Annotated in this window: 20 protein-coding genes and 1 pseudogene; 9 read left to right on the top strand and 12 right to left on the bottom strand. The window is 44.3% G+C overall.

The genetic code is table 11. From position 1 onward, the window contains the following. Positions 1–7 precede the first annotated feature (7 nt). From ACVC9U_RS05270 to ACVC9U_RS05255, 4 genes are all read right to left on the bottom strand, one after another. Positions 8–397 carry a tautomerase family protein gene (locus tag ACVC9U_RS05270; RefSeq protein WP_075752183.1) on the bottom strand — a complete coding sequence of 130 codons (390 nt, stop codon included), beginning with the start codon at positions 395–397 and terminating at the stop codon, positions 8–10. A gap of 536 nt (positions 398–933) precedes the next feature. After that, the gene (hxlB, locus tag ACVC9U_RS05265) at positions 934–1,491 is read right to left on the bottom strand and encodes a 6-phospho-3-hexuloisomerase (protein WP_075752181.1); all 558 of its coding nucleotides are present in this window, start codon (positions 1,489–1,491) and stop codon (positions 934–936) included. 2 nt (positions 1,492–1,493) lie between these two features. Continuing rightward, the gene (hxlA, locus tag ACVC9U_RS05260) at positions 1,494–2,120 is read right to left on the bottom strand and encodes a 3-hexulose-6-phosphate synthase (protein ID WP_075752179.1); all 627 of its coding nucleotides are present in this window, start codon (positions 2,118–2,120) and stop codon (positions 1,494–1,496) included. Positions 2,121–2,305: 185 nt separating this feature from the next. Next, a complete protein-coding gene (locus ACVC9U_RS05255) occupies positions 2,306–2,653 on the bottom strand; it encodes a winged helix-turn-helix transcriptional regulator (protein WP_075752177.1) in 348 nt (115 codons plus the stop codon). 291 nt (positions 2,654–2,944) lie between these two features. Between ACVC9U_RS05255 and desA the strand changes: the two genes are divergently transcribed. From desA to desR, 3 genes are all read left to right on the top strand, one after another. Beyond that, positions 2,945–4,003 carry a Delta(5) desaturase DesA gene (gene desA, locus ACVC9U_RS05250; protein WP_075752175.1) on the top strand — a complete coding sequence of 353 codons (1,059 nt, stop codon included), beginning with the start codon at positions 2,945–2,947 and terminating at the stop codon, positions 4,001–4,003. 121 nt (positions 4,004–4,124) lie between these two features. Beyond that, entirely contained in the window at positions 4,125–5,237 is a 1,113-nt protein-coding gene (gene desK, locus ACVC9U_RS05245) for a two-component sensor histidine kinase DesK (RefSeq protein WP_075752173.1), read from the top strand. A gap of 19 nt (positions 5,238–5,256) precedes the next feature. Continuing rightward, a complete protein-coding gene (gene desR, locus ACVC9U_RS05240) occupies positions 5,257–5,856 on the top strand; it encodes a two-component system response regulator DesR (RefSeq protein WP_075752171.1) in 600 nt (199 codons plus the stop codon). 73 nt (positions 5,857–5,929) lie between these two features. Here desR and ACVC9U_RS05235 read toward each other — a convergent pair whose 3' ends face one another. Next, positions 5,930–6,979, bottom strand: a complete 1,050-nt coding sequence (locus ACVC9U_RS05235) for an NAD(P)/FAD-dependent oxidoreductase (protein ID WP_075752169.1) — start codon at positions 6,977–6,979, stop codon at positions 5,930–5,932. A 531-nt stretch (positions 6,980–7,510) separates the two neighbouring features. Between ACVC9U_RS05235 and ACVC9U_RS05230 the strand changes: the two genes are divergently transcribed. The 4 genes from ACVC9U_RS05230 (at position 7,511) to ACVC9U_RS05215 (ending at position 11,879) form a co-directional block, all read left to right on the top strand. Then, entirely contained in the window at positions 7,511–8,338 is an 828-nt protein-coding gene (locus tag ACVC9U_RS05230) for a MerR family transcriptional regulator (protein ID WP_075752167.1), read from the top strand. A gap of 60 nt (positions 8,339–8,398) precedes the next feature. After that, on the top strand, positions 8,399–9,754 hold the full coding sequence (locus tag ACVC9U_RS05225; protein WP_441390202.1) for an MATE family efflux transporter: 1,356 nt from the start codon (positions 8,399–8,401) through the stop codon (positions 9,752–9,754). Between the two features lie 305 nt (positions 9,755–10,059). After that, positions 10,060–11,067: a helix-turn-helix transcriptional regulator gene (locus ACVC9U_RS05220; protein WP_075752509.1), complete on the top strand. Its 1,008-nt coding sequence runs from the start codon at positions 10,060–10,062 to the stop codon at positions 11,065–11,067. A 17-nt stretch (positions 11,068–11,084) separates the two neighbouring features. Next, the gene (locus ACVC9U_RS05215) at positions 11,085–11,879 is read left to right on the top strand and encodes an SDR family NAD(P)-dependent oxidoreductase (RefSeq protein WP_075752163.1); all 795 of its coding nucleotides are present in this window, start codon (positions 11,085–11,087) and stop codon (positions 11,877–11,879) included. A gap of 97 nt (positions 11,880–11,976) precedes the next feature. Here ACVC9U_RS05215 and ACVC9U_RS05210 read toward each other — a convergent pair whose 3' ends face one another. The 6 genes and pseudogenes from ACVC9U_RS05210 to ACVC9U_RS05185 form a co-directional block, all read right to left on the bottom strand. Further along, on the bottom strand, positions 11,977–13,761 hold the full coding sequence (locus ACVC9U_RS05210; protein WP_075752507.1) for a phosphatase PAP2 family protein: 1,785 nt from the start codon (positions 13,759–13,761) through the stop codon (positions 11,977–11,979). Between the two features lie 261 nt (positions 13,762–14,022). Further along, entirely contained in the window at positions 14,023–14,850 is an 828-nt protein-coding gene (locus ACVC9U_RS05205; protein ID WP_075752161.1) for an alpha/beta hydrolase, read from the bottom strand. A 393-nt stretch (positions 14,851–15,243) separates the two neighbouring features. Next, positions 15,244–16,479, bottom strand: coding sequence for a cytochrome P450 family protein (locus tag ACVC9U_RS05200; protein ID WP_075752159.1), 1,236 nt, complete (start codon positions 16,477–16,479; stop codon positions 15,244–15,246). A 447-nt stretch (positions 16,480–16,926) separates the two neighbouring features. After that, the gene (locus tag ACVC9U_RS05195; RefSeq protein ID WP_075752157.1) at positions 16,927–17,814 is read right to left on the bottom strand and encodes a sulfite exporter TauE/SafE family protein; all 888 of its coding nucleotides are present in this window, start codon (positions 17,812–17,814) and stop codon (positions 16,927–16,929) included. Positions 17,815–18,208: 394 nt separating this feature from the next. Next, positions 18,209–19,810 (bottom strand): xylan 1,4-beta-xylosidase, encoded by a 1,602-nt coding sequence (xynB, locus tag ACVC9U_RS05190; protein WP_075752155.1) that lies wholly within the window; start codon positions 19,808–19,810, stop codon positions 18,209–18,211. 46 nt (positions 19,811–19,856) lie between these two features. Then, a pseudogene (locus tag ACVC9U_RS05185) lies at positions 19,857–21,250 on the bottom strand (MFS transporter). Positions 21,251–21,902: 652 nt separating this feature from the next. On the opposite strand from ACVC9U_RS05185, the gene ACVC9U_RS05180 reads away from it, so the two are divergent. Next, positions 21,903–22,283, top strand: coding sequence for a hypothetical protein (locus ACVC9U_RS05180; RefSeq protein WP_075752151.1), 381 nt, complete (start codon positions 21,903–21,905; stop codon positions 22,281–22,283). Further along, positions 22,189–22,905, top strand: a complete 717-nt coding sequence (locus tag ACVC9U_RS05175; RefSeq protein WP_391509910.1) for an SDR family NAD(P)-dependent oxidoreductase — start codon at positions 22,189–22,191, stop codon at positions 22,903–22,905. Before ACVC9U_RS05180 ends, ACVC9U_RS05175 begins: the two co-directional genes overlap by 95 nt. 37 nt (positions 22,906–22,942) lie before the next feature. Here ACVC9U_RS05175 and ACVC9U_RS05170 read toward each other — a convergent pair whose 3' ends face one another. After that, entirely contained in the window at positions 22,943–24,976 is a 2,034-nt protein-coding gene (locus ACVC9U_RS05170; RefSeq protein WP_075752149.1) for a glycoside hydrolase family 32 protein, read from the bottom strand. Positions 24,977–25,051: the final 75 nt, after the last annotated feature.

The raw sequence follows: 25,051 nt of genomic DNA, 5'->3' as shown, positions 1-25,051 counted from the left end.
TGCGTGCTTACAGCTTTCCAGTTAAAAACTGCGCCTCGCCGAGGCCGAAACTCCAATCGGCATCTCCATTTTCTGTGATGGACACCATGACATCTTCAGGTGAAATGCCGCATTCCGCTTCAAGCCTTTCAGCAAGTAAAGCGTACAATTTCTCTTTTTGACTTTCCGTTCTTGTTTTACTGGTAATGCTGATCACAACCAGATCCTTTGATCTATTCAATCCCAAGCCTGTATCTTGGATAATGAGCTCATTCGCCGGATGCTGATGAACAATTTGATAGCGGTCTTTCTCCGGAACGTTAAACGCTTCTACCATCGCATCGTGTGCGGTATCTAATAATTTTTTTAATGCTTGTTCATCACGGCCTTCTATTAGATCGAAACGTAATAATGGCATTTGTTTATCCCCTTTTTGATCGTTTTAAATTTCGTTAGAGAAATAAGAGGTTCCACCTGTCCTTGAACAATTGTTTCGATATGGATACAAGGAATGATTTCTGCTAACTTGATAAAAACATAACATATAACCAAAATATATTCAATATTTGATCATCCATTCATCTCATTTATCAGAACAGAAGATACAAGGGCTGGATCAGCTCACAATCAATATTTAGGAGATTAGTATATAAACAAAACTTTATCAAAATGTGACAACAACATGATTATCAATACCCTATTTATTTCTTAAAGAAAGTACAAGCTTTCTCAACCCGAATATGATTAAAGCAGCAACAATAATTGAAGGTATAAACCCAATCAGGCTAAAACTTGTAAGCATGATAAGCTCCTTTCTTCATATATCTATTTAGTCCCTGCTCCAGTTTACGTTATCTACATTTCAAAAATATAATAAAGATGTAAATGATATGTTAAAAACAGGTTTGTATGCAAAAAAAATCACCATCCAAGATAGCGGATGGCGATTTTCTATTATTCAAGATTGGCATGATTTCCATACATGTTATGAGTATTCAGCCCTTTCATTTCCATGATTCGCAATATGATAGCGTCATAAAACAATAAAAGAGTCTGTTCAAAAAGCGAGCCCATCGGTTGTATCGTCTGTTTATTGCCCGTCGTTTGATCTTTTGGGGAGCCGGGCAGCTGCAGTATCAGGTCAGCTATTTCAGCTATGGGTGAATCTGGAGAGATCGTAACTGCTGCGACAGTGCCTCCGATATCTTTTGCCTTTTCCACCATATGAAGCAAACTTTCTGTTTTCCCTGAACCTGTGCCCACGATAAGCAAGTCTTTTCCGGTAAATGGTGGTGTTACGGTTTCTCCTGTTACAAATGCATCAATACCCATATGCATTAATCGCATAGCAAATGATTTCCCCATTAAACCAGAGCGGCCTGCACCGGAAACAAACACTTTTTCAGAAGACATGATAGTGGATATTAAGTCTTCTATTCCTTCCGCTTGATTTTGAGACGTTGCAAGATCAAGCTCTGCGATGATCGCTTTTACATAATCATAAGTCTTCATGTTTATTGGATCATCTGCTTCATTTTTGCGGCTGCCGCAGCTTTATCATCTTGATTTGCAATACCGCCCCCGACAATAACCAAATCAGGTTTTAATTTAACGACGTCGGGCAATGTGTCTAATTTAATTCCGCCTGCAATAGCCGTTTTAGCGTTTTTTACAACATTTTTAATGGTCATTAAGTCTTCAAATGAATTTTGGCCAATGGCTTGAAGGTCATAACCGGTATGGACACAAATATAATCGACACCAAGTTCATCCAATTCCTTAGCGCGCGATTTGATATCTTTAATTCCAATCATATCCACCAGGATTTTGTTCCCTTGGGCTTTTGCCTCTTCTACAGCGCCTTTAATAGACATGTCTTCAGCAGCCCCTAAAATGGTGATGATGTCGGCTCCTGCTTCTGATGCTTTCATCACTTCATACCCTGCCGCATCCATAATTTTAAGGTCTGCCAGTACTTTCAAATTCGGGAAAGCGGCTTTCACCTCTTTCACTGCACGGAGTCCTTCATTTATCACAACCGGCGTACCGATTTCTACAATGTCAATGTATTCTTCCACTTCTTTTACTACTTCGATGGCTTCCGGTATATTGACTAAATCTAATGCTAACTGTAATTCCACTTGCAATCACCTCTGTTTGAATTAAGAATTCCGCGGATTATTCTTTTCATATTTTGTTACATCAAGAGTATAACAAGTGAAAAATTCCATTAATAGTACGCACTTTTTTTTTACATACTATACTTTTCCTCATATGGTATAGAAAAAGATACTGTCTCCAAAACAGTATCTTAAAGTCAATCATTCTATTCATCATCTTTTGAAAAGTTAGTTTCTATATAATTTTTACCCCATTCATACATCGCCTCTAATATAGGCATTAAACTTTCTCCTTGTTTTGTTAGGGAATATTCAACTTTTGGGGGAACAACCGGATATACTTCCCTATGTACAATATGATCTTCTTCTAATTCCCGCAGCTGATTCACCAGCATTCTTTGCGTAATGCCGGGCATCAAAGCTTTTAATTCTCCGAACCTTTTCGTACCTTCTTTTCCTAAAAACCACAAAATCAGCATTTTCCACTTTCCGCCGATAATGTTGAGCGTCAGCTCCTTCTCACAATTAAATATTTTATTTTCCATTCGTGACATATGAATTCACTCCTTATCTAAATGACTAAACGATGATCATCTATTACATCATTGTAAAAGAACTTTGTTTAACGAATCAATCATCGCGTTTTTGTAACTTCCGTTATTTACCATATCATCATGCAGATTTGCCCATCATGACATTGTCAATCTTCTTATGCCTGAGCAATCCATTCGAGTGCAGGAAACATGACAAGTGTCATGTTTGAAGCATGATGTGTGCTACTACAAAGACATCTCGCTGTGCCGTAAACTTAACTTAAGACCCATTTATGAGAGGATAACTTTACTATGACTGAACAAACTATTGCCCATAAACAAAAACAGCTAACAAAACAGGTTGCTGCGTTTGCCCAGCCTGATACCAAAAACAGTCTCATTCAGCTCTTCAATACGTTTATTCCTTTTTTCGGACTTTGGTTTCTTGCCTATTTCAGCCTCGATGTCTCCTATCTCCTTACTTTAGGAATAACGGTGATTGCCGCAGGGTTTTTGACGAGAATTTTCATTATTTTTCACGACTGCTGCCATCTATCCTTTTTCAAACAAAAGCGCCATAACCATATTCTCGGCTTTTTGACAGGCGTTCTGACTTTATTTCCTTATCTTCAATGGCAGCACAGCCATTCGATTCATCATGCGACAAGCAGCAACCTGGATAAACGCGGAACAGGCGATATCTGGCTGCTGACGGTAAACGAATATAAAGCCGCACCTTTACGCACAAAAATCGCATACAGACTTTACAGAAATCCGTTTATCATGTTTATTCTCGGACCGATTTATGTCTTTCTGATCACAAACCGCTTTAACAAAAAAGGTGCAAGACGGAAGGAACGTGTGAACACATACCTCACCAATCTTGCGATCGCGGCATTGGCTGCTGTCTGCTGCCTGATCTTTGGCTGGCAATCGTTTTTGCTCGTACAGGGTCCGATCTTTCTGATCTCGGGTTCGATCGGCGTTTGGCTGTTTTATGTTCAGCATACATTTGAAGATTCTTATTTTGAAGCGGATGAAAACTGGAGCTACGTTCAGGCCGCTGTGGAAGGAAGTTCATTTTATAAGCTCCCGAAACTGCTTCAATGGCTTACAGGCAATATCGGGTACCACCACGTTCACCATCTGAGCCCAAAGGTGCCTAACTATAAACTTGAAATTGCACATGAGCAGCATGAACCACTAAAAAACGTCCCGACCATCACTTTAAAAACAAGCCTGCAATCACTCGCGTTCCGGCTTTGGGATGAAGAAAAAAAGCAGTTTGTAACCTTTCGGGACATGAAACAAACATCTTCCCATCTTTCGCAGGATTCAACGGAAAAACAGAAGCTGCGGAAGAACGCCTGACGATGAGGAGGTCTTCTTATATTAACAAGAAGGCTTCCTTATTTATTGTCGGATGATGCAATCCGGCTCAGGCAATGGTAAAGTTACTCTAAAGATGAAAAGCTGAAAACGAGGTTATATCATGTTCAAAAAGCATTTTGCATTTCAAAAACTTAACGGGATCTCGCCGTATATATGGACGATATTTTTCATCCTGCCCTTCTACTTTATCATGCAATCATCATCTACACTTGTCATCGTCGTCGGCATCATTTTGACACTTTTATTTTTTGCGGTATACAGATTTGCTTTTGTCTCAAAAGGCTGGGACGTTTATTTGTGGGCGTTTATTTTAATCGGCATTTCAACCGCCTCGATTATGCTGTTCAGCTATATTTATTTTGCTTTTTTTATCGCATATTTTATAGGGAACATTAAAAAACGAGCCCCTTTTCACATTTTATATTACGTCCATTTAATAAGCGCAGCCGTCGCTGCCAACTTCAGTCTCGTTTTAAAAAAGGAATTTTTTCTGACACAAATTCCTTTTGTGGTCATCACTCTCATCAGCGCGATTTTATTGCCGTTCAGTATCAGAAACCGCAAGGAACGCGAACGCCTCGAAGAAAAACTCGAGTATGCTAATGAACGGATTGCCAATTTGGTAAAATTAGAAGAACGGCAGCGGATTGCCCGCGACCTTCACGATACACTTGGACAAAAGCTGTCTCTGATCGGTTTAAAAAGCGACTTGGCGAGAAAATTAATTTACAAAGATCCCGATCAAGCTGCGCGTGAACTGAAAAGCGTTCAGCAAACTGCGAGAACTTCTTTAAATGAAGTCAGAAAAATTGTATCCTCCATGAAAGGCATCCGGCTCAAGGATGAAATTATCAACATCAAACAAATTCTTGAAGCAGCCGACATTGCGTTCATCTATGAAGAAGATAAATTGCCGGAAAATATCTCATTGCTTAATGAAAACATATTGAGCATGTGCTTAAAGGAAGCTGTCACTAATGTCGTCAAGCATAGTCAGGCTACGACCTGCCGCATTGACATCCAGCAGCTCTGGAAGGAAGTTGTCATTACAGTGACTGACGATGGAACGTTTCAAGGTGAAGAGAAGTGCTTTTCAAAAGGACACGGCTTGCTTGGGATGAGAGAACGGCTTGAATTTGCAAACGGAAGCCTTCACATTGATACAAAAAACGGAACTAAGCTTACCATGTCAATTCCTAATAACTCAAAATAAACAAAAAAGGATGGCTTGCATGATTAGTATATTTATTGCGGAAGATCAGCAGATGCTCTTGGGCGCTTTAGGATCGCTTCTGAATTTAGAAGAAGATATGGAAGTCGTCGGCAAAGGCACAACCGGACAGGATGCCGTTGATTTCACAAAAAAACATCGGCCTGATGTATGCATTATGGACATTGAAATGCCCGGAAAGACGGGGCTTGAAGCTGCCGAGGAACTAAAGGATACAGGCTGCAACATTATTATCTTAACCACTTTTGCCCGTCCCGGTTACTTTCAGCGGGCCATTAAAGCAGGTGTTAAAGGCTATTTGTTAAAGGACAGCCCAAGCGAAGAACTTGTGAGCGCCATCCGCAGCGTCATGAAAGGAAAGCGGATCTATGCGCCTGAATTGATGGAAGACATGTACAGTGAGGCCAATCCCCTTACAGATAGAGAAAAAGAAGTGCTCGAACTTGTGGCCGACGGAAAAAACACAAAAGAAATCGCCCAAGAACTCAGCATCAAAAGCGGAACCGTCCGAAATTATATCTCAATGATTCTTGAAAAGCTTGAGGTGAAAAATCGGATCGAAGCCATAACCCGTTCAAAGGAAAAAGGCTGGTTTAAATAAAAAGAGGATCTTGGCATATCTCCAAGATCCTCTCGACGAATCAGCTGTTCCCACGGGCGGAAACGCTTCTTTTCTACACGAACATCTTCTTCACAAGCTCGCGGTTGCGCTCTTTGAAAACCTCATTATGCGACGACACCATCGCACTCTTGTGTGCTTCGGGATCGATAAAGCGCTTGGCGCTGTTGACCGCGTTTGCCGCATCCTGAAACGCTCCGGCGATCAGGTGCAGCTTGCCTTCGTAATGCACAATATCCCCTGCCGCATACAGTCCGGGCACGGAAGACTGGCAGTTGGCGGTACCTTTAATATAATAGTCATCAACCCGGGTAATATGAAGCCGGCTGTTCTCCAGCAGTGAGGTGTCGCGTTCATAGCCGTGGTTGATGACCACTTCGTCGACAGGCAGCTCCATCACCTCACCGGTTTGAGCGTTCGTGAGCTCGACCCGTTCGATCACCTCATGATCTTCCGAAGCGATCAGCTTGGTAATCTGTGTATGGAAGAAGCAGCTCACCGAGCTGTTCAGCAGCTGATCCACCTGGGCCTCATGCCCGCTGAGCGCATCTTTGCGGTAAGCGAGGTAGACCTTTTTCGCTACAGGTTCGAGCTCGTTGGCCCAATCGACAGCCGAATTGCCTCCGCCTGATACTATGACCGTTTTATCTTTAAAATGCTGCAGCGATTTGACCGTATAATTCAGATTGGACACTTCAAAACGCTCTGCTCCTTCAATCTGAAGCTTTTGCGGATTGAGGATGCCGCCGCCCACGGCAACGATGACCGTCTTGGACAGATGCACACCTGAGGCAGCCGTATGTAATTCAAACAACCCTGCTTCATTGCGGGCAATCGATTCGACTTTCTCATTCAGCAGCACTTCAGGGTGAAACGTTAGCCCCTGCTGCACGATCTGTTCTATCAGCCTGGCTCCCGAAATCGGCGTTAGCCCCCCGACATCCCAGATCATTTTTTCAGGATAAACGTGAACCTTTCCGCCCAGCATCGGCTGATATTCGATAATCTTCGTTTTCATTCCCCGCAGTCCGCTGTAAAAGGCGGAATATAACCCGGCCGGACCTCCGCCGATCACGGTCACATCAAACACTTCATTTCTGCTCATCGCTCTTCACTCCCGGTATATGTCATGAGTTTACACCCTCAATCGTAAATGATTATCATTATCATTAAGTGTACTTTGATTGCTTCGTTTTTACAATCCATTTTAATAAAAAGTTCATTCTTCGCCTACCTTCAAGCCGGATGAATTGACCAGCTGTTACTGAGATGCTGCGATGGCGTGTGGCCTTTCCGAACTTTTCCTTTGAATGGGCTACATTAATCAAACTGTATTCAGATTTTTTTATTCGTAATGAAAAAAAATATGGCAAATGAGGGCTTCCAATAATGGAGTCCTCATTTATTTTTAAAAATCTAACGTTCGCAACCTCCGTTTCTTTTCCATGATGATAGATTGGTATGGCATAAAGAATTGCTTTGCATCGAACAGATTGCTTAGGGATACTGCGACTTCTTATTGACCAGGCGTGTATTTTCACCTACTGTCAATAGTAGACTTAATACATAATTCCGATAACCGAATAGCTCTGTATTTCGGTGATATCACTAAAACGAACAAATGAGGTGAAAAATGATGAACAATCGATTCCGCGTGGGAGAAGTAGCGCGACTTTTCAAGCTGCCCGCATCGACTCTGCGTTACTATGATGAAATCGGACTGTTCAAGCCAAAGTATACCGATCCTGAAACATCCTATCGATATTATGGTGTTGAACAATTTCAGGTTCTGGATACCATTATTTTTTTAAGGAAAAATGGATTTTCGTTAAAAGACATTCAGCATCAGTTAAATAAAAGGACTCCGGAAACGACGATGGACATTTTAAAGAAGAAGCTTGAGGAAGTCAGGATGGAAATTTTCCGGCTCCAACGCAGTGCGGCGAGGATCGAGAACAAAATTTCCACAATCGAAGAAGGAATAAAACTTGCCGGTCACCCCGCTTTAACATTTCAGTATTTCCCAAAACGGCCTGTTTCCTATCTGCATTTTGACAAACCTGTCGATCTGATAGAGGAAGGCGACGACATTTATTTAAAGGATAGAGAAACGCTCTCGAGCCAGTCGATCGAGAATAACGGCTTCTTCACCGGAGACATCGGAACGATCGTGGATATGGAAAGCTTGAAGCAAGAAGGACCTGTAAAATACATCGGCTTATTTGAATTGCTGCACGGCGAAGACAGCGAGGAATATTTAAACGAAGGGCTGTATGCCAGCTATCCCCATATTGGCCCCTACGAGGACATGAGGAAAAGTTATCAGCTTGTTTTACGTCAGCTGAAAGAGGAAGGATATAAACTTGAAGGAATCCCCGTTGAGATTTCCGTTCTTGATGAGGCTGTCATCAAGGAGTCCGATCATTTTGTCACTTTAATCCAAATTCCGGTGACAAAGTTTTGATTGACCTTCAAGTAACTTGAAGGTTTAGAATACTCCTGTAGCTCATTATAGGAGGAATACATGATGACAGAAACACATCAGCAGCTAATGAAATTACCAGTTAATCAAGTGTTTTTTAAATATTTCATCCCTGCAACGCTTGGATTACTCTTGATGTCAGCGAATATTTTAATTGATGGCCTATTCGTGGGAAATGGGATTGGAACCGCAGCACTGGCTGGAGTGAACCTTTCCTATCCGGTCATTTCTTTGATTATGGCCATCGCTCTGTGGATTGGGATAGGCGGAGCAACGAAGTACTCTATCAGCATCGGAGAGAATCGTCCGCAAAAGGCAAGCAGCGTTTTTTCTCTGGCTCTCTTCTCTACGCTAATCATCAGTGCGCTTTTAGGGGTGTTCGGGCTTCTCAATATTCAAGCCATTTCGCTATGGCTTGGCGCTAACTCCGACACCTCTTCTTACGTCATAGAGTACTTAAACGTCATGTTTTTATTCGGCTGGGTCATCGCATTAGAACAGGTGTTAAGTATTTTTGTAAGGAATGACGGCAATCCAAAGCTTTCGATGATGGCTCTTGCAACAACATCGATTGTGAATATCATCCTGAATTTTTATACAATCATGATCTTGAACATGGGGGTAACAGGCGCTGCGATTTCAACGGTGCTTGGCGGATTCGCCGGACTGCTTGTATTATCCCTGCACTTCTTTAACCGTCAAGTGCAGCTGAGAAAGCTGGCGTTTCAGTGGTCCTGGAAATCCCTTATGCACATCTTTTCCATCGGGTTTCCAAGTTTTCTGGCAGAGGCCGGGCTCCTCGCATTTGTAACAGGGTATAACCTGGCGATGGCCGGACTGGCAGGCACGGGAGGAGTCGCTGCCTTCTCGGTCATTAACTACCTTCACGGGTTCATGTTCCTGTCCTTCTTCGGCATTGAAATGGCACTTCAGCCCATGATCAGCTATTATCATGGTGCTGAAGAAAGCGAACGAATCAAAAGCAGCATGAAGATTGGGGAGAAGACCGCTGTTATCCTGGGAATTCTTTTGCTCGTTATCGGCTGGGTGGCTGCACCGTTCCTTGTAGGCTTATTCGGAATAGAATCAACCGAAATCCAGCAGCTGGCCATCGATGGAATCCGCCTATTTTTTATCGGGTATACCTTCCTTGGCTATAACTTTGTCTATATGAGTTACTTTCAATCCATTGGCCGGGCCGGCTCATCGGCTGTGATTATCATATTGCGAAGCTTCGTGTCCCTTTTCGTCCTGCTTTGGATTTTGCCTAAGTTTATTGGCATCACGGGAGTTTGGCTATCCTTGCCGCTTTCCGAGTTTTTTGTCGCTGCCCTCCTCTTTTTCATGACGAGAAAACATGTGATGAGAACAGGAAATCCCATGTTCGGCAAGGGATGATTTTACAGCCGGGAGATTCTTCCCGGCTTGTTTCCTATATCTAAGGACTGCATTCATCAATTGAAGGTTCAAACAATAATACTTGTCCCTCCTATTTGAAGGTAATGATAGAATACAGGCGCCCGCCTGTCACAGTCTTCGTACGCTGACACGTTCGGCGTAATCGGCAAGTTAAATGTCGTCCTTTGCTAGTTACAGTCCGACAATGGATAGGTAAAGTTATAACTGTCCCGCCAACAAGGCAGGACGCAATGACGACCAAGTGAGCGAAGGTGCAGAAAGTTAAAGGAGTGCTCATACGTATGATGTCTCATAATCGAATTAAATTCCCGGCAGGGTTTTGGGCAGGATTGCGTCACTTAGGAATTAATGCCTCTGACGTGCTCCGAAAAGCCCAGCTGCCGCTCACCATGATGACTGAACCAGTTGTCACCGCCGCCCAATACTTCGCGATCTGGCAGGCGTATTCCGACCTTGTTGATGATGTTTCCAAAGGAATCATCAAGCTTGCGACCGGCTTTGAGCCGGCACATTACCCTCCGGCCGTATTAGCGGCTTACCATGCCCGTGACTACCGCGACGCGCTAAAGCGAATGGCCCGCTACAAACAATTATGCCCTCCTGAAAGTTTGCGTATCACCGAGGAAGGTGAGCACTGCGCAATCGAACTGGAATGGTTGGATGATAAGCAACCCGGTCCGCCGCTCTTGATTGGCATTACACTGGCATTTCTTCTCGAACTCGGACGCCGGGGCACAGGTCAGCCGTTGACAGCGAAGTCGGTCGAGTTTGCACACCCAATGGGCGACATGCAGGCGCTTGAAGCATACTTCGGCTGCCGTATCCGGAGCGGTGCAGATCGGAATCGGCTGACGCTGCATCGAGGAGATCTGGACCGCCCTTTTGTCTCGTATAATGCAGAGTTGCTGGAGATTCTGACTCCTGTGCTGGATCAATCGTTGAATGATCAGCAAAATAGCCTTTCAATTACCGGAGTGGTCAAGTGGATCATGAAACGCACGCTCACAGGAGGGCACCCAGACATTCGGACTGTCGCGGGCGAATTAGGAATGAGCGGCCGCACCTTGCAGCGCCGGCTTACTGACGAAGGCACTAGCTTTAAACAGCTGTTGATCCAAGTCAGACATGAGCAGGCGCGGGAGTACTTGGCAGACCCTTCGCTCGATATTAAAGAAGTGGCCTTTCTGATCGGATATGAAGATCAGAACTCATTCTACCGGGCCTTCCGCCTCTGGGAAGGCGAGACACCTTCTAATTGGCGTAAGCAAACCCGGATGAATGGACTTAACTAGAATAGGAGAAATGTTTGATGGATATGGGATTAAAAAATAAAACAGCATTAGTTACAGGATCGACGAAAGGTATAGGAAAAGCCATCGCTATTGAACTTGCCAAAGAAGGTGTTCATGTCCTCATTAACGGACGAAATGAGGAAGAGGCAGAACGAACAGTCAATGAAATAAAATCAGCTTTTCCTGCCACCTCTCCCCAAAACGCCGCGGCTGACATCGTGGATATTAGGCAAAGGGAAGCTTTATTTAAAAAATACCCTCAAATCGATATTTTAGTAAACAATATGGGCATTTATGAAATCATGGAATATGAAAACGTTGACGATGAAGTATGGGAAAAATACTTCCGCACCAATGTGCTGGCTGCAAACGGTTTAACTAAATTTTATTTGCCGAAAATGCTGAAAAGTGATTTTGGCCGCATCATCTTTATTGCAAGTGAAGAAGCGATGATGCCTTCAGGGCAGATGCCTCAGTATTGTATGACAAAATCAATGCTATTATCTTTGGCAAAAAGCTTATCAAAATTAACAATCGGTACAGAAGTAACGGTCAATACGATCATGCCGGGGCCGACACTCTCTGAGAATGTGAAGCAAATTATTCAGGGAATGTACCCTGATGAAGGGATGACTTTTTCGGAAAAAGAGAAGAAATTTATGACCACAAACCTGCCTCAATCCGAAATACAGCGATTTATCAAGCCTATTGAAATCGGGAGATTGGCGGCATTTGTATGCAGTCCTTATGCATCCGCATTTAAAGGGTCTCCGATCCGTATGGACGGAGGAATGGTGCCGACTATTTTTTAAGATCCCCCGTTCAAGATAGACTTCGTCAACACTAAAAACAAGCTGGCGGCAGTATGCGCCAGCTTGCAGCTTTTGGTGACGTGAATCCTCTTACAGATCAGCTTCTCCCCTTTTGCTCAACTTTCAACTGAATACTGTTGGACTTATAGATGATCTTCACTTTATACTTGCTTGGCAACCCCTTGGTCTCGACGGAAGAAAATGAGCCATGACGCTTGCGGAAGGTTATGATCGCCGATCCGTCAGCCGGTACGTAATTGTCCGTAAAATTGAGGCGTAATATCCCTTTCAATTTTGCTTTGCCTTTAATTTTCAGCTGATCTTTTTTGCCGCTGAGCTGAAGTTCAAGTATTCCTTCAGCAGATTGTTTGTAGTCTCCTTCGATGATCAGTTTTCCCGGCACATCTTCCTTAAGGATGCCTCCGTTTAGTGTAACATCACCTCTCCCGAAAGCTGTCTCCGAACCGCCCTCAAGCGTTCCTTGATTAATCCGTGTACCGCCGGAATATGTATTATCCCCTTCCAGCTTCAAAGTGCCTGTCCCTTTTTTGGTCAGCTTTCCAGTGCCGGAGATGTCGTTGCGCCAGCGATCGGCTGTATGGAAGCCGCCTTTTGCGGAATCCATGGTCACGGTAACATTTTTGGTAAAAGCACCATACCCATCTGCGGCGGAAAAGAGATTAAGCCTTCCCCATCCTTCTCGATCATCAAGAACAGGGTAGCCGGCCGGAAGACCGGTAGTGGCCAAAACCGAACGGCGCTGCTTTTTGTCAAGGTAAGGAAAACGCGTTTCCAGCAGGACTTCGGCTCCCTTTGGAACTGCCATTGGTTTAGCGGTTGTCTTCATTTGACGAAATCCATATGTCAATCGTTCCGTATATTGTTTTTTATTCGTTTCATAATCGCTGTATCTGTCTTCGCCTGTACCGGTTTGCGTTAATAGTTTACGATGAGCTTCATCATAAGCCGCTTTCTTCAATTTTTCATTGTCGGGATCAGACAGAATCGCAGCTGACAACGCTGTTGCCATTACCCTTCCCCCCATGACGTCCAGCGGGGAATGCATACCGGCAACAATCCGGTTATGACCGAGTTCTGAAGCGCGAGTCAGCAGCTCTTGATAACGCTCTGGTATCGCATAGGCATAAGCAAAAGCGCTGAGATATGCGGCGTTCGTATGTCCGCTTGGAAAACCTCCGTCTTTGTTCGGATCAGGATTGATGACGGGAATAAGCGTTGGAACAATGATCGAATTGTCTTTCCAGCGAAACGGGCGGGGATAATTGAAATAGCCTTTAGCCGGATTCGATGAAGAATAGTTGCCGCGTAAAGTATTGACCAAACTCACGACATGTCCAAGTTCCGAGCTGGTGCTGCCTGAATTGGTTCCTTCATCATGATATTTTTTTATCGAGGCATCTGCCGGGATACTGATGATCGTTGTCGTCGCTCCCGCGTTCATTCGATAGACGTCAGCCAGCTTCCCGAGGCCGTCAATAACACTGTAGCTCTGGCCCCTCCGATCATCAAAATATGCAGCACTTTCCTCAAGCATCGTGCGGTGTTCAGCAATATCCACGACTTTTTGGATGTTGGCATCCAACACTCTGCTGTTCAGTTTAGTACCGGTATTCCACGTCTTTCCGGGGGTCCAAAGTTTATTAAATTCGGAAAGTACCCCGATGACAGGATTGGATTCCACCGTCATATTAGCAGAGATATTATTTTTGTAATGATCTACGAAAAATCCGGAAGAGTACGGCGAAGCTGCGGTTGTTCGTTTAGTGGCTGCGCTCGCATCGCCTACATCCGGAGAACTTAGAAGAAGTGCCAAAGAACAGACAGCTATCAGTAAATGCTTCCTCATCCTTAACCGTTTCATTCTCACATCATATCCCCCTTGCTCTTCATCTCCCAACCATCAAGTTCTATATGATCGTATCGTAAATTTGTTAATCAAATGGCTTGATTTTATTAATGTTTTGTTTATATTTTGGGATTTTGCAGATCGATGCTTTATGAGTGAGGGGGGGAACAAGTGTGAGAAAGGCCGGATTTAAAATTCAGGCCTTTCTCTGCTAATTTAACAGCTGTTTATACACTTTCAGCCAAATGCATAGGAGGCTAAATCGGCCCGTTTAGTCTATTTATTTTCCTTCTCTAAAAACGCCATAACCGCTTTTGTCAGATTCTGTGCTTCTGCCGGCGCATCCGGAGAGCCGAACATCTTATTTAAATCACTGTGAGATAAGCTGTTGACTTGATAAACAAAATCCGTTGCTTTCGCTTTGTTTACGGTTTCCGCGAACTTGTAAACGGCAGGGTCTTCCCAGCGGGTCACAAGATAGGCGGGCGGCAATTTTGAGTTGTTTATGTAGGAAAGCGGCGATGCTTTTGTCCACACCTTTTCGTCTGTGCCAAACACTTCTTTATAAGACGGGATCGCTTCGATGAATCGTTTCATATCCAAGGGGCCATCTAAAACAACAATCGAATTGAGTGCGGCCGGCGTGAGGCCGACACGATTTAAATATGTTGAATCTGCGGCAATTAATCCGGCCAATTGTCCCCCTGCCGAGTGTCCCATGACGTTGATTTTTGACGGATCGATTTGATACTCGTCCGCATGATCCATCACCCATTTTACGGCCTTGGCCGCATCATCAGCCATCTCATCATACTCAACATCCGGATGAAGCCGATAGTTGACAGATACAAAAACATAGCCGTTATCTGTAAAAAATGCCGGCTTCGAAGCAGCCCTGCTTTTGTCGCCGCTTGTCCATCCTCCGCCGTGAAGGTAGATGAGAACGGGATGTTTTTCACCCTCGTTTGTTTGCGGTGTATAAATATCCAATGTTTGTCTGTCGTCTTTTGCGTAATGAACATTTTCAGCATTCTTGTTGGAAGTACAGGCGAATAAGCCGATACACAGAATCGCCACCCCTGTCCATTTGATGAATCCTCTCAAATTAAAAAACACCTTTCTTCTTTAGCCAGTATATTTTAAAGAGCCTCACATAACATTCCGGGAATGCTCATCTGTTAAGCGGTTTTAACAGGTACCGGAACATTAACATATGTTTCTAATTATAAACAGAAACAAAAAACTTACAAATATTAAAATCAATGAGAAAATTAAAGGTTTTTATTGTCGAGGTGCGGTAAATCTGCGAGGAAAAGATGAGAGGATGCCTTCGTGAAAGCGACCTGAATAAGTAATAGACAATTAAGCCGGCAAGAAGAGTACTCCCCGTCATATCGGGGAGTACGATTTTTATGAGCCCTGTGATAGATGGACGTCTGCTTTTTGTTCGGCCGAAATGACAGATAACAAGTCACGGCTGACCGCAAATCTACCCATTTAAAAACATAATGGCAGTTCTTCTAAAGCTCTCATCAGAAAATTGTCTTTCCATTTGATTTGCTCCCTTTCGCCTTTAATCTCTATATGTTCAAAGCGGCGCAGCAAGGTTTGAATGGCGATTTTGGCTTCCAATCGGGCAAGCGGTGCGCCGAGGCAAAAATGGCTGCCATGGCCAAAAGCAAGGTTGCGGTTATCCTTTCTTTCAATATCAAAGCGGTCGGCATTCGAAAAGACCGTATCATCGCGGTTGGCCGAGGCTAATGAAATGATGACCACATCTTTTCTCTTAATCTCCTCCCCGTGCAATGTAAACGGTTCGGCCGCCCAGCGCAAGGTGGTTAATTCCACGGGACTGTAAAATCTGAGCGCCTCTTCAATGGCTGAGTCGATTAAATCAGGATGTTGACGAAGCTTTTCCAGCTGCTCAGGGTGGTTCAGCAAGGCAAAGGTCATATTGGTTATTAAGTTTACCGTTGTCTCATGTCCTGCGACGATAAGAAGCATAATCGTCGAATACAGCTCTTCTATGCTTAATTTCGTTCCTTCGCTTTCTGCCTGAATTAATGCACTGACTAAATCCTCAGCCGGCTCGTCCCTTTTTTTGCGGACCAAATATTCCAGGTATTCAGCGAATTCGCCTATTTTATACTTGTATTCCTCCAGGCTTTCGGGCGTGTCAGAAAAATCAATCACCGCCTGGGACCAAACTCTGAATTTTTGCCGATCTTCAAGCGGAATACCAAGCATCTCGCTGATGACAATGATCGGCAGCGGGAAAGCGAAGTCGTCTACAAGATTCATAGAATGGTTCGGTTCTACTTGATCCAATAAGGAATCAGCGATTTTTTGGATTCTGTTTTCGAGCTGTAAAACCATCCGGGGAGTAAATGCTTTCTGAACAAGAGACCGCAAACGGCCGTGGTCGGGGGGATCTGCGTTGAGCATATGCTTTGATAAAGGTTCTTCATTTTCCAGAGCGGAAAAGTTCTCTAATTCTTCTTCTGTAAACACATTTTCGTAATTTTTCTTCATTCTTGCATCCTTTAATATATGGACCGCATCATCGTACCTCGTAATGAGCCAGCCTTCGCCCAGCTCCCCCATCGATACGGGACAGACAGGACGGGAAGCGCGTAATCGCTTGTAAAATTCATACGCCTCATCTTTAAATGCTGCAGAAGACAATTCTCTCTCAGTTAATATGGCGAAGCTCTCCTCTTGTTTTGAAGACATACATCCAACCTCCATCTCTGTTTTTGTAAATAACAGCCTGATCGGAATTGTATACCGAGATAATGCGTTAGGCTGTTCACATCCACTCATTCACAAATATTATAATTTCAGGGAAATTCACATTCAATCGGCAATCAAGCGGGAGGTGTTCATTAATGAACACCTTCCGCATTCCTTGTATAGAAATGAGACGGGGAGATGTAAAAAAGGAATGAAAACAAGCTGAGACCGGCGCTATGCCGATCTCGCTATAAGTAAATTTAAAAATAAAAAATCCTCTTAGTTAACAGTTCCTTTTCAAGGAACGGCAGTCTAACAGGAGCCCTTCGGTTGTCCGATCGGAATCTATTCGTTTGTTGACAGCGTGAAGTTCTTCTTTCCTTTCCTTGCTTATCGACTTCCGCTTCTTTTTTAAAACGTCCATGAAAGTCTAAAGCCGTCGCAGAGTTACTGATTAAACGCTTGAGCAGTTTGATCACTTGTTCTTATTTTTACAACAATATAGACAATAGCTGATATCCAAGCTGCGATAATTCCAATATAAATAACCGGATATAATGCTGTTTGATCGATCCACGAATGGACCAGCGTTCTTGTGTTGACGAGGATGATCAGCCCGCCGACCAGAACGCCCATTAATCGGGCATGCACCTTCTGCACCAGCCAGGCGGCAATCGGTGCCGCAATAATTCCGCCAATCATCAATGCACCAACCCACAGCCAATTGACTTCTTCCCAGCCGAGAGAAATGAAAAATCCTAACGTTGCCGAAACGGCAATGGCAAATTCGCTTGTGTCAACAGTTCCCACTACTTTTCTCGCACTGACGCCTTTTTTGGATAACAAAACAGGAGTGGCAATCGGCCCCCAGCCGCCCCCTCCGGTTGCATCGGCAAAACCCGCGATTAATCCCAGGGGAACGGCTTTTTTTCTCGAAAGGCTGATATTGTTTTTTTGCTCTCCTATTTTAAACATGAATAGAAATCGAATGAGCACATACACGCCGAGAACAAGCAGAAACATTGAAATATAAGGTTTCGCAAGCTCACCCGGAATGTTGCTTAAAAAGGAAGCGCCGAGAAATGCCCCGAGTGATCCTGGGATGACGAGTCGTTTGACCGTTTGTTTATCGACGTTTCCAAACTTTATATGCGACACACCAGATGCCGCGGTTGTGACCACTTCCGCCAGGTGAACGGATGCTGACGCAACCGCCGGTGCAATGCCGAAGGCAAGCAGCAATGATGACGATGTCACCCCGTACGCCATCCCTAAGGCGCCATCTATCAGCTGCGCAAATAATCCTATCAAGACAAACACAATCAGCTTTTTCATGTTGGCCTCCCACTTCAATTGGTTTTATTTTTATTGTTAAATATAATCTATACTATACCTACCTGTAAAGTGCGAATTTTTAAAAATATAAATTTTTTGTATTTATCATCGACACCAGCAAAAAAGAACATATGCATGCAAAATGAGCGCCTATCCCCCGGTCCTTTGTCTTATGGATGTTCATTAATGAACACCTTCCGGAATCATTGTTAAGTAATGAAGTTTAATTTAAAAGGTTCCATCATGCATCTGCTCCTTTTGCGTTTCACTTACCCCAAAGCGAGCGAGGATGACGACTTTTAAAATGAACCGAGGGGGAAAGAGGCATTAAAACGGGAAGGGACGAAAGCAAATTTGAACCGCCCCCGATTGTCGGGGGCGGTGTTTTTTTGACTCATAGCTCTTTGTACATAAAGTAATCAAAATCGGCATGTTGATGTGCCCCGCTTGTATCCTGGCATTGCATTCCCACAAAAGCTCCGGTAAAGAATCCGCCTCCGCGCACATAATCATCTGACAATTTTTTAGACTCCAACGGGAGCTCAATTTTATACCAGTCTTTTTGATTAAAAGAATAGGAGTAATAATATGTTTCCCATTCGACATTTACTCTTAAATAAACATATTGTATGTCCCGCGGGATGACAATTTTGTCTTTTATCGGCTGTGAGAATGTAAAATTATCGCATATCGTTACATCCAAAATGCGCCCAAGGTCTTCATCATAAGTCACTTGAAGAGCCGTCCAGTTCTCGGTGTTGTAGTAATTCACGAGTCCCGCTGCTTGCTGAAAGGTCTCCGGACTGAAATCAACAGCAGTCTCCGCTGTAAAACGGAGGCTTTGCCAACGCCTGGCTACAAACGCCTGGGTAAATGTGGAGGTTAGTGATTCATGTCCATATAAACGTAAATGATTCGGCCTTTCAGTCAATGATCCTAATTCTTTCGTAAAGGGAATCCGCAATGTCTGAAAGTTTATATTTAATGTCCGATCAGCAAATTGATCGACTTCCTCATATGTCGATGGAAACTTGGTTTCAGATATGCGGGGCGCCTCCACCTCCACCCTCCCCTCTTTTCCGCCTGCCACATAAGGCCAGCCGTCTTTCCACTCCAATTTTTGAATCGCGGTTTCTCTTCCCAAAGGACAATATCCTCTTTGGTGAATAACCGAGTCATCAGCAGGATGAATAGGACGCCCGGTTAAATGAGCTAAATACCACTCGCCTGTATGCGTTTCCACAATTGATGCATGTCCGCATTTCTGCAACGGATTCCGAGGTTCGTGCCAAGACGTTAAAATTGGATTGTCGGGGTGAATCTCATATGGTCCTTCGATATGTTTTGAACGGGCAATTGTGGCGGCATGCTCGAAACGGGTACCGCCTTCCGCTGTCAATAAATAGTAATAATCCCCGATATGATAAAGGTGCGGCGCTTCAGTCAGTTTAATATCTGTGCCTTCAAAAATGATTTTCGGATGATGGATAAGCCTTTTTTCGTGCACGGAAAATTCCTGCATCACAATGCCTCCGAATGAATGGCGGCCGATCCGGTGATCCCACAGCATATTTAACAAATATTTTCTTCCGTCGACATCATGGAACAATGAAGCATCAAAGCCGGAACTATTTAGTTGAATCGGCTCCCCCCAATCCCCATCGACGGTTTCGCAAGTAACTAAATAGTTATGACAGTCTTTCCAGGCTCCATCCACAACTTTTACATCTGTATATATAAGCCAAAACTTTCCTTCACTGTAACTTAGACAAGGCGCCCATACACCGCCTGAGTCGGGATTCCCTTTCATATCCAATTGTGAAACCCTCTGCAACGGATGTGCAACTAAACGCCAATTCACCAAATCTTTCGAATGATGGATTTGCACTCCTGGAAACCATTCGAAGGTTGATACTGCGATATAATAATCCTCCCCTACTCTGCATATGGATGGATCCGGGTTGAAACCTTTAAGCACCGGATTGATAATCTTCATCTTCATTCCTCCTAACGGTTGTCTTTAAAGTGTAAGCCGGCTAGCCCTATTCCCACTCAAATTCATTCATATGGTCCAGGTCACTTTATCTCTATTCTCTAATTCACGTACGACTTTTGCATATTTTTCATCGCTTAAATTGTAAAAATTAATGTCGATCATAGCTAATATAAGGAAAATAACCGGAACTACAGTTGTCGTTAATAATATCCCTGTCAACGCTTCAGGAGTTTGGACCTGACCTGCGGCATAGCCGAACCTCTCCAGTATGAGTCCTGGAACGATTCCGCCGAGTGCCATGCCAAACTTGAAAAAGAAGCCGATAATCGCATAAATCAATCCACTCAAGCGTTTCCCTGTCTTATATTCGCCATATTCGATGGTTTCAGGGATAAGCGCCCACATATATCCCCCGGCCGTCACACTTCCAACTGCGGCAATGACACGAAAGAAGAGCACCAGAAACACATTGCTTGGCGGAACAATGAGAATGGCCAAAAGTCCAATGATATTTAATAATAAAGCGGCATTTAATAGCTTTCTCTTTCCCAGCCACCTATTGATTCGGGGTATAAACGGCAGGATGGCCAATGCAGGAAGGCTTCCAAGCAAGCCGTACCATTTCACAAGATCAGCTCTGCCTACATTGTACGTCATGTAGTAAATGCCGACGGAATTGCTTATTGAGTTGACGCCAAAAATAATGATAAAGAAAATGCTTAAAACGACTAACGGACGATTCACCCGAAATTGCTCGAATAGATCGGAAAATTTAATTTTTTCTTCGGACATTGGCAGAGTGACCCGTTCTTTTGTACTTTTAAAACAAAAGATTAATAGACAGGCGCCAATGATCCCCAGCATGCTCATCGTCAGCTGCCAGCCAAGAGCCGTGTTTCCTGTCGTATCACCTAAATAAGTAGAAAGTAAAGGAACAAAAAAAGATACGATGAGTCCGCCAAGATTGGCAAAGACCATCCGAACCGAAGTAATGCTGACGACCTCTTGATTATCTCTCGTCATCGCGGAGGTTAAAGCGCCGTATGGAACATTTATCGCCGTATATGTGAGCGATAAACCGACATACGTGATATAGGCGTAGATTAGTTTTCCGGTATCTGAAAAATCCGGGGTTGTAAAACAGAGGATGGCAAGTACAGAAAGCGGAAACGCGCCGAACAGCAGATACGGCCTAAACCTCCCGAATCTGCTGTTTGTTCGGTCTACTAATGTTCCGATAAAAGGATCGGCAAGCGCATCAATGATTCGAACAATCAGAAACATTGTTCCAGCGGCAGCGGCTGATAAACCATAAACATCCGTATAGAAAAATAAAAGATATGTAGAAACCGTGGTGTAAATTAAATTACATGCTAAATCTCCAGAAGCATAACCGGATTTCTCATACATACTAACTTGTTTTACATGTTCACCCGTCATGATTCTTACCTCCTCCACAGCCTTTCAAAGCGGCTTTATGATAAGTTTATATGAAAACGCATACATTAAACCTGGCAAGCGGCCTTTCAGCCGAAGTGAGACAGATGCTTCTCTCGTCAACCACGAATTCTCTTCAAGATTGTAGGTTTATGCGATCTTATCACCTCCATTTTGAAATTTTCACAAAAATCAGATTTCAAAGGTTGCTTATGATCAGAACATAAAAATGGTCTCCCTTTTTCATCCACTCCTCATGCCTACACTTAGTTTAACCAACAAACTAAGTTTAAGTCAGTTTGAAAATGTTGTCAATCATTAGCAGTGCCTATTTCGATTTCAAAAGAAAAAAACCTCGAAAAACTGCGGTAAGGAAACAACGTTAAAACAACAGATTTCTCCTGATAACAATGCGGGGATTGAGGGAGCGTTCGGCAGAATTGGGCCCTGCATGGGATATCTGCTTCATATGTTATAGCGCCTCAGACCATGATCGGCCTTTTTTCTTAATAAAAGCACAATTTATGGATGCCGCTCGCAAAAAGTGCATCGCATGAAAAAGATAAACCCAATTTTTCAGGGAACAATGCCTCATTCTTTCATCTGTGATGAATGATACAATCCCCAGTGTAGTGACTAAAAAGGAGGACCAATCATGAAATTCAGCAAAATCGGTGCCTTACTGCTCACTTTGGCGTGTTTGCTTTTGCCTTTTTCTTCGGCGTCTGCAGCAGGTGCCGGTGTATGGGATAATATCGGCACATATGGCATGACATCGCAGACTCCGATCATTAAATCAGGCGGAGGGAAATTTTATTTTCACAACAACAGCTTTTATGGCTTTACTTTTACGCTGTATGAAGTTGACGGGGCGGGAAGCACGCCCGAAATCGTAAGAAAAAATATCTACGTCGGACCGAAAAACAACAGTCCGGTGATCGATGTCAGCGATTTTACAGATGGTGCGAATAAAAAAGCAGAACTCGTTCTGTTTAAAGGGAACGATACATACATCACCGTTACTTGCTATGATTGAATTCCCCATAAACAGTAAGCCCGCCGTTTACAGACGGCGGTTTTTTGATGCTTTTTTTGCCCGGTCAAACAAACGCGGTCCCCTCTTTAATAATTTAGGAATTTTTGAGCCGGCGGAATATTTCGAGATTCCGGATGAGGATTGGTTCCGCTTTTTCGAAGTGAATATTATGAGCGGAGTAAGGCTCTCGCGGAGATATTTGCAAAGCATGATCGAGAAAAAAGAAGGGCGGGTCATTTTTATTGCGAGCGAAGCCGCAGTTATGCCGTCACAGGAAATGGCGCATTACAGCGCAACAAAAACGATGCAGCTATCGATTTCCCGGAGCTTGGCAGAGCTTGCTACGGGTACAAATGTGACTGTCAATACCGTTATGCCGGGCTCAACCTTAACCGAAGGCGTTGAAACGATGCTGAAGACTCTTTATCCGGATGAAAACCTGACGGTTGAAGAAGCGGAAAGGCGGTTTATGAAAGAAAACCGGCCGACCTCTATCATACAAAGGCTGATTCGGCCTGAAGAAATCGCGCACTTTGTCACCTTTTTAAGCAGTCCGCTTTCCTCGCCGATCAATGGTGCAGCCTTGCGGGCGGACGGCGGATTGGTCCGCAGCGTCTTTTAAATGAAAGGCTGGAATGCCCGGCATTCCAGCTTCATCGTCATCGATCAGCATAAACATGTTGGAAGACTGCGGTCGCATCCCATGCATTCAAGCCGAATGCTCCCTCGGTAAACGTGGAATCCCGGGCGCTTATCACCAATCGGTCGTCCAAGTAAATATTAAAGTTGGAACTGCGGGCCACCGCCTTCAGGTGATATTTCCGGCCGGCTTCTATCGGTGTGCGGTGTTCGGCAATAACAGAAGCCGAGCCGTTTTCAAATTTAAAAAACTTCACCACGTCATGCTTGGCATCCACATTGGCAAGGTATCCGTTTTGAACATCCTTGTCGGCCCGAAACACGAGAGCACCCGCCCCTCTGCCATTTCCATCCTTTACCGTGACATCTGCTTCATATGTGAAATCTGTTCCTTTTGCTGAAGATAAAATGAACGAATCCCCGTCAGATCGCCCTTGTTTTCCATCAATCGTGTCGGCCCATACACCGTTTACGGTCGTCCAGCCGGTCAAATTCGATTGAAAGGGAGACGTTCCCCATACATTTTTCAGAGGATGAACCGTCATCGAATTCAGCTTGACAAACCCGTTAGATGCGTATACTTCAAGCCCTTTACTGGATCGGTCCGGCAGAATAATGTCGGTGATCACCTGCCTCCCGTCGTTGCCGAATACTTCAACTGAAGAGCGGTCGACATAAATGCGCATCTTCACCTTCCCGCCGACCGGTTGCAGCGGGGCCGCATGCTTTCCGGTGTTAAAGTTCGGATTAAAGGAGACGTTTCCGGATTGGCTTCGGTCGACGAACAGTGAAGCGCTGTTTTTGCTGTAGCCGATTTTCGTATATTGGTTTTCCCCTGTTCGGACTTTAAAGCCGAATTCGGCCGCAGTTCCGGTATTTACTTGAAATTCCGCATTGATTTCGTACGCATCACCTGACAGCGCTTTCAAAAAATTTTTGTTTCGAGGCGAAATGATCTTGTTTTTCCACCTTTGCGATACACCCCTGATCGACTCCAGCTCCGCTACCGGAGCCTGAACAATTCTGAACCCTTCAGAAAACGCTTTCAATTTTAGTTCTCTCGGGATAGACATTGCGCTTCTCCACGGGGAAGTGGGAACATCGTTTGCGTATTGCCAATTGCTCATCCATCCTAACCAAAGCCTTCGTCCGTCAGACCGCGGGATATCAGACCAGCTGACAGCTGCGTAGAAGTCTTTGCCGTAATCTGTCCATAATACGCGATTCGGCGGGTTTTCATTTTTAAAGGTTGTTCCGTCAAAGCTTCCGACGAAATATTGCATGCCTGATCCTCCTGAGACAGCACCGTCTCCAACACTGACTTGCATCACCCATTTCGTTTCATTCGGTCTGCCCTCTACAGGAAGCTCAAACAGATCCGGACATTCCCACACGCCTCCATGGCTGCCCTCTCCTTTTCCAAATTCGCTCGCATATGTCCACTGCTTCAGGTCAGGCGATGTATAGATCAGAATTCGGTCGCCGCCTGCAAGCAACATCACCCACTTGTTCGTCTGTTTGTGCCAAACGACTTTCGGATCTCGGAAATCTCTTTTTCCCGGATTTGGAATGACGGGGTTGCCTGAGTACTTCGTCCATGTCCTGCCTTTGTCATTGCTGTAAGCGATGCTTTGTACTTGTTCCCCGTCCCGGTCCTGCGTATAAATGGCAACGAGCGGCTTCTCCGTCCCTGTTTGAAACCCTGTTGTATTATTCCGATCGACGACAGCGCTGCCCGAAAAAATCGTCCCTTTTTCATCAGGATACAGCGCGACCGGCAAATGCTCCCACTTGACCAAATCTTTGCTTACTGCGTGCCCCCAGTGCATCGGCCCCCAGCGCAGGCCATACGGATGATATTGATAAAACAGATGATATTCTCCCGCGTAATACACCATCCCGTTCGGGTCATTCATCCAGTTTGCTTCCGGCGTGAAATGATACTTGGGCCGATGATCCTCGTTATAGTAGTCCGGGTCGGCCGCAGCTGCGGAAAAGGCTTCCGGAAACATCATGGCCCCTATGATCCCCATCTGAATCATTTTCTTTTTCATCCCTTTTCTCCCCTCTTCTTCACACGGTTTTTAGTGACGGTTAATGCAGGAAGTCCAAACAGCCGCCCCCTTTTT

It is taken from the genome of Bacillus sp. GM2, from assembly GCF_056155945.1.
The sequence above is the reverse complement of the archived record's forward strand: the minus strand, read 5'-3'. Positions and strand labels throughout refer to the sequence as shown.

Bases quoted from the DNA above. Each gene is read 5' to 3' on its own strand.
- ACVC9U_RS05175 (WP_391509910.1), top strand. From the start codon at position 22,189: ATGTCAGCGATTTTACAGATGGTGCGAATAAAAAAGCAGAACTCGTTC.
- ACVC9U_RS05210 (WP_075752507.1), bottom strand. From the start codon at position 13,761: ATGAAACGGTTAAGGATGAGGAAGCATTTACTGATAGCTGTCTGTTCT.
- desK (WP_075752173.1), top strand. From the start codon at position 4,125: ATGTTCAAAAAGCATTTTGCATTTCAAAAACTTAACGGGATCTCGCCG.
- desA (WP_075752175.1), top strand. From the start codon at position 2,945: ATGACTGAACAAACTATTGCCCATAAACAAAAACAGCTAACAAAACAG.
- hxlB (WP_075752181.1), bottom strand. From the start codon at position 1,491: ATGAAGACTTATGATTATGTAAAAGCGATCATCGCAGAGCTTGATCTT.
- ACVC9U_RS05225 (WP_441390202.1), top strand. From the start codon at position 8,399: ATGATGACAGAAACACATCAGCAGCTAATGAAATTACCAGTTAATCAA.
- ACVC9U_RS05235 (WP_075752169.1), bottom strand. From the start codon at position 6,979: ATGAGCAGAAATGAAGTGTTTGATGTGACCGTGATCGGCGGAGGTCCG.
- xynB (WP_075752155.1), bottom strand. From the start codon at position 19,810: ATGAAGATTATCAATCCGGTGCTTAAAGGTTTCAACCCGGATCCATCC.
- ACVC9U_RS05220 (WP_075752509.1), top strand. From the start codon at position 10,060: ATGTCTCATAATCGAATTAAATTCCCGGCAGGGTTTTGGGCAGGATTG.
- ACVC9U_RS05230 (WP_075752167.1), top strand. From the start codon at position 7,511: ATGAACAATCGATTCCGCGTGGGAGAAGTAGCGCGACTTTTCAAGCTG.
- ACVC9U_RS05170 (WP_075752149.1), bottom strand. From the start codon at position 24,976: ATGAAAAAGAAAATGATTCAGATGGGGATCATAGGGGCCATGATGTTT.
- ACVC9U_RS05180 (WP_075752151.1), top strand. From the start codon at position 21,903: ATGAAATTCAGCAAAATCGGTGCCTTACTGCTCACTTTGGCGTGTTTG.
- ACVC9U_RS05200 (WP_075752159.1), bottom strand. From the start codon at position 16,479: ATGTCTTCAAAACAAGAGGAGAGCTTCGCCATATTAACTGAGAGAGAA.
- ACVC9U_RS05215 (WP_075752163.1), top strand. From the start codon at position 11,085: ATGGATATGGGATTAAAAAATAAAACAGCATTAGTTACAGGATCGACG.
- ACVC9U_RS05255 (WP_075752177.1), bottom strand. From the start codon at position 2,653: ATGTCACGAATGGAAAATAAAATATTTAATTGTGAGAAGGAGCTGACG.
- desR (WP_075752171.1), top strand. From the start codon at position 5,257: ATGATTAGTATATTTATTGCGGAAGATCAGCAGATGCTCTTGGGCGCT.
- ACVC9U_RS05270 (WP_075752183.1), bottom strand. From the start codon at position 397: ATGCCATTATTACGTTTCGATCTAATAGAAGGCCGTGATGAACAAGCA.
- ACVC9U_RS05195 (WP_075752157.1), bottom strand. From the start codon at position 17,814: ATGAAAAAGCTGATTGTGTTTGTCTTGATAGGATTATTTGCGCAGCTG.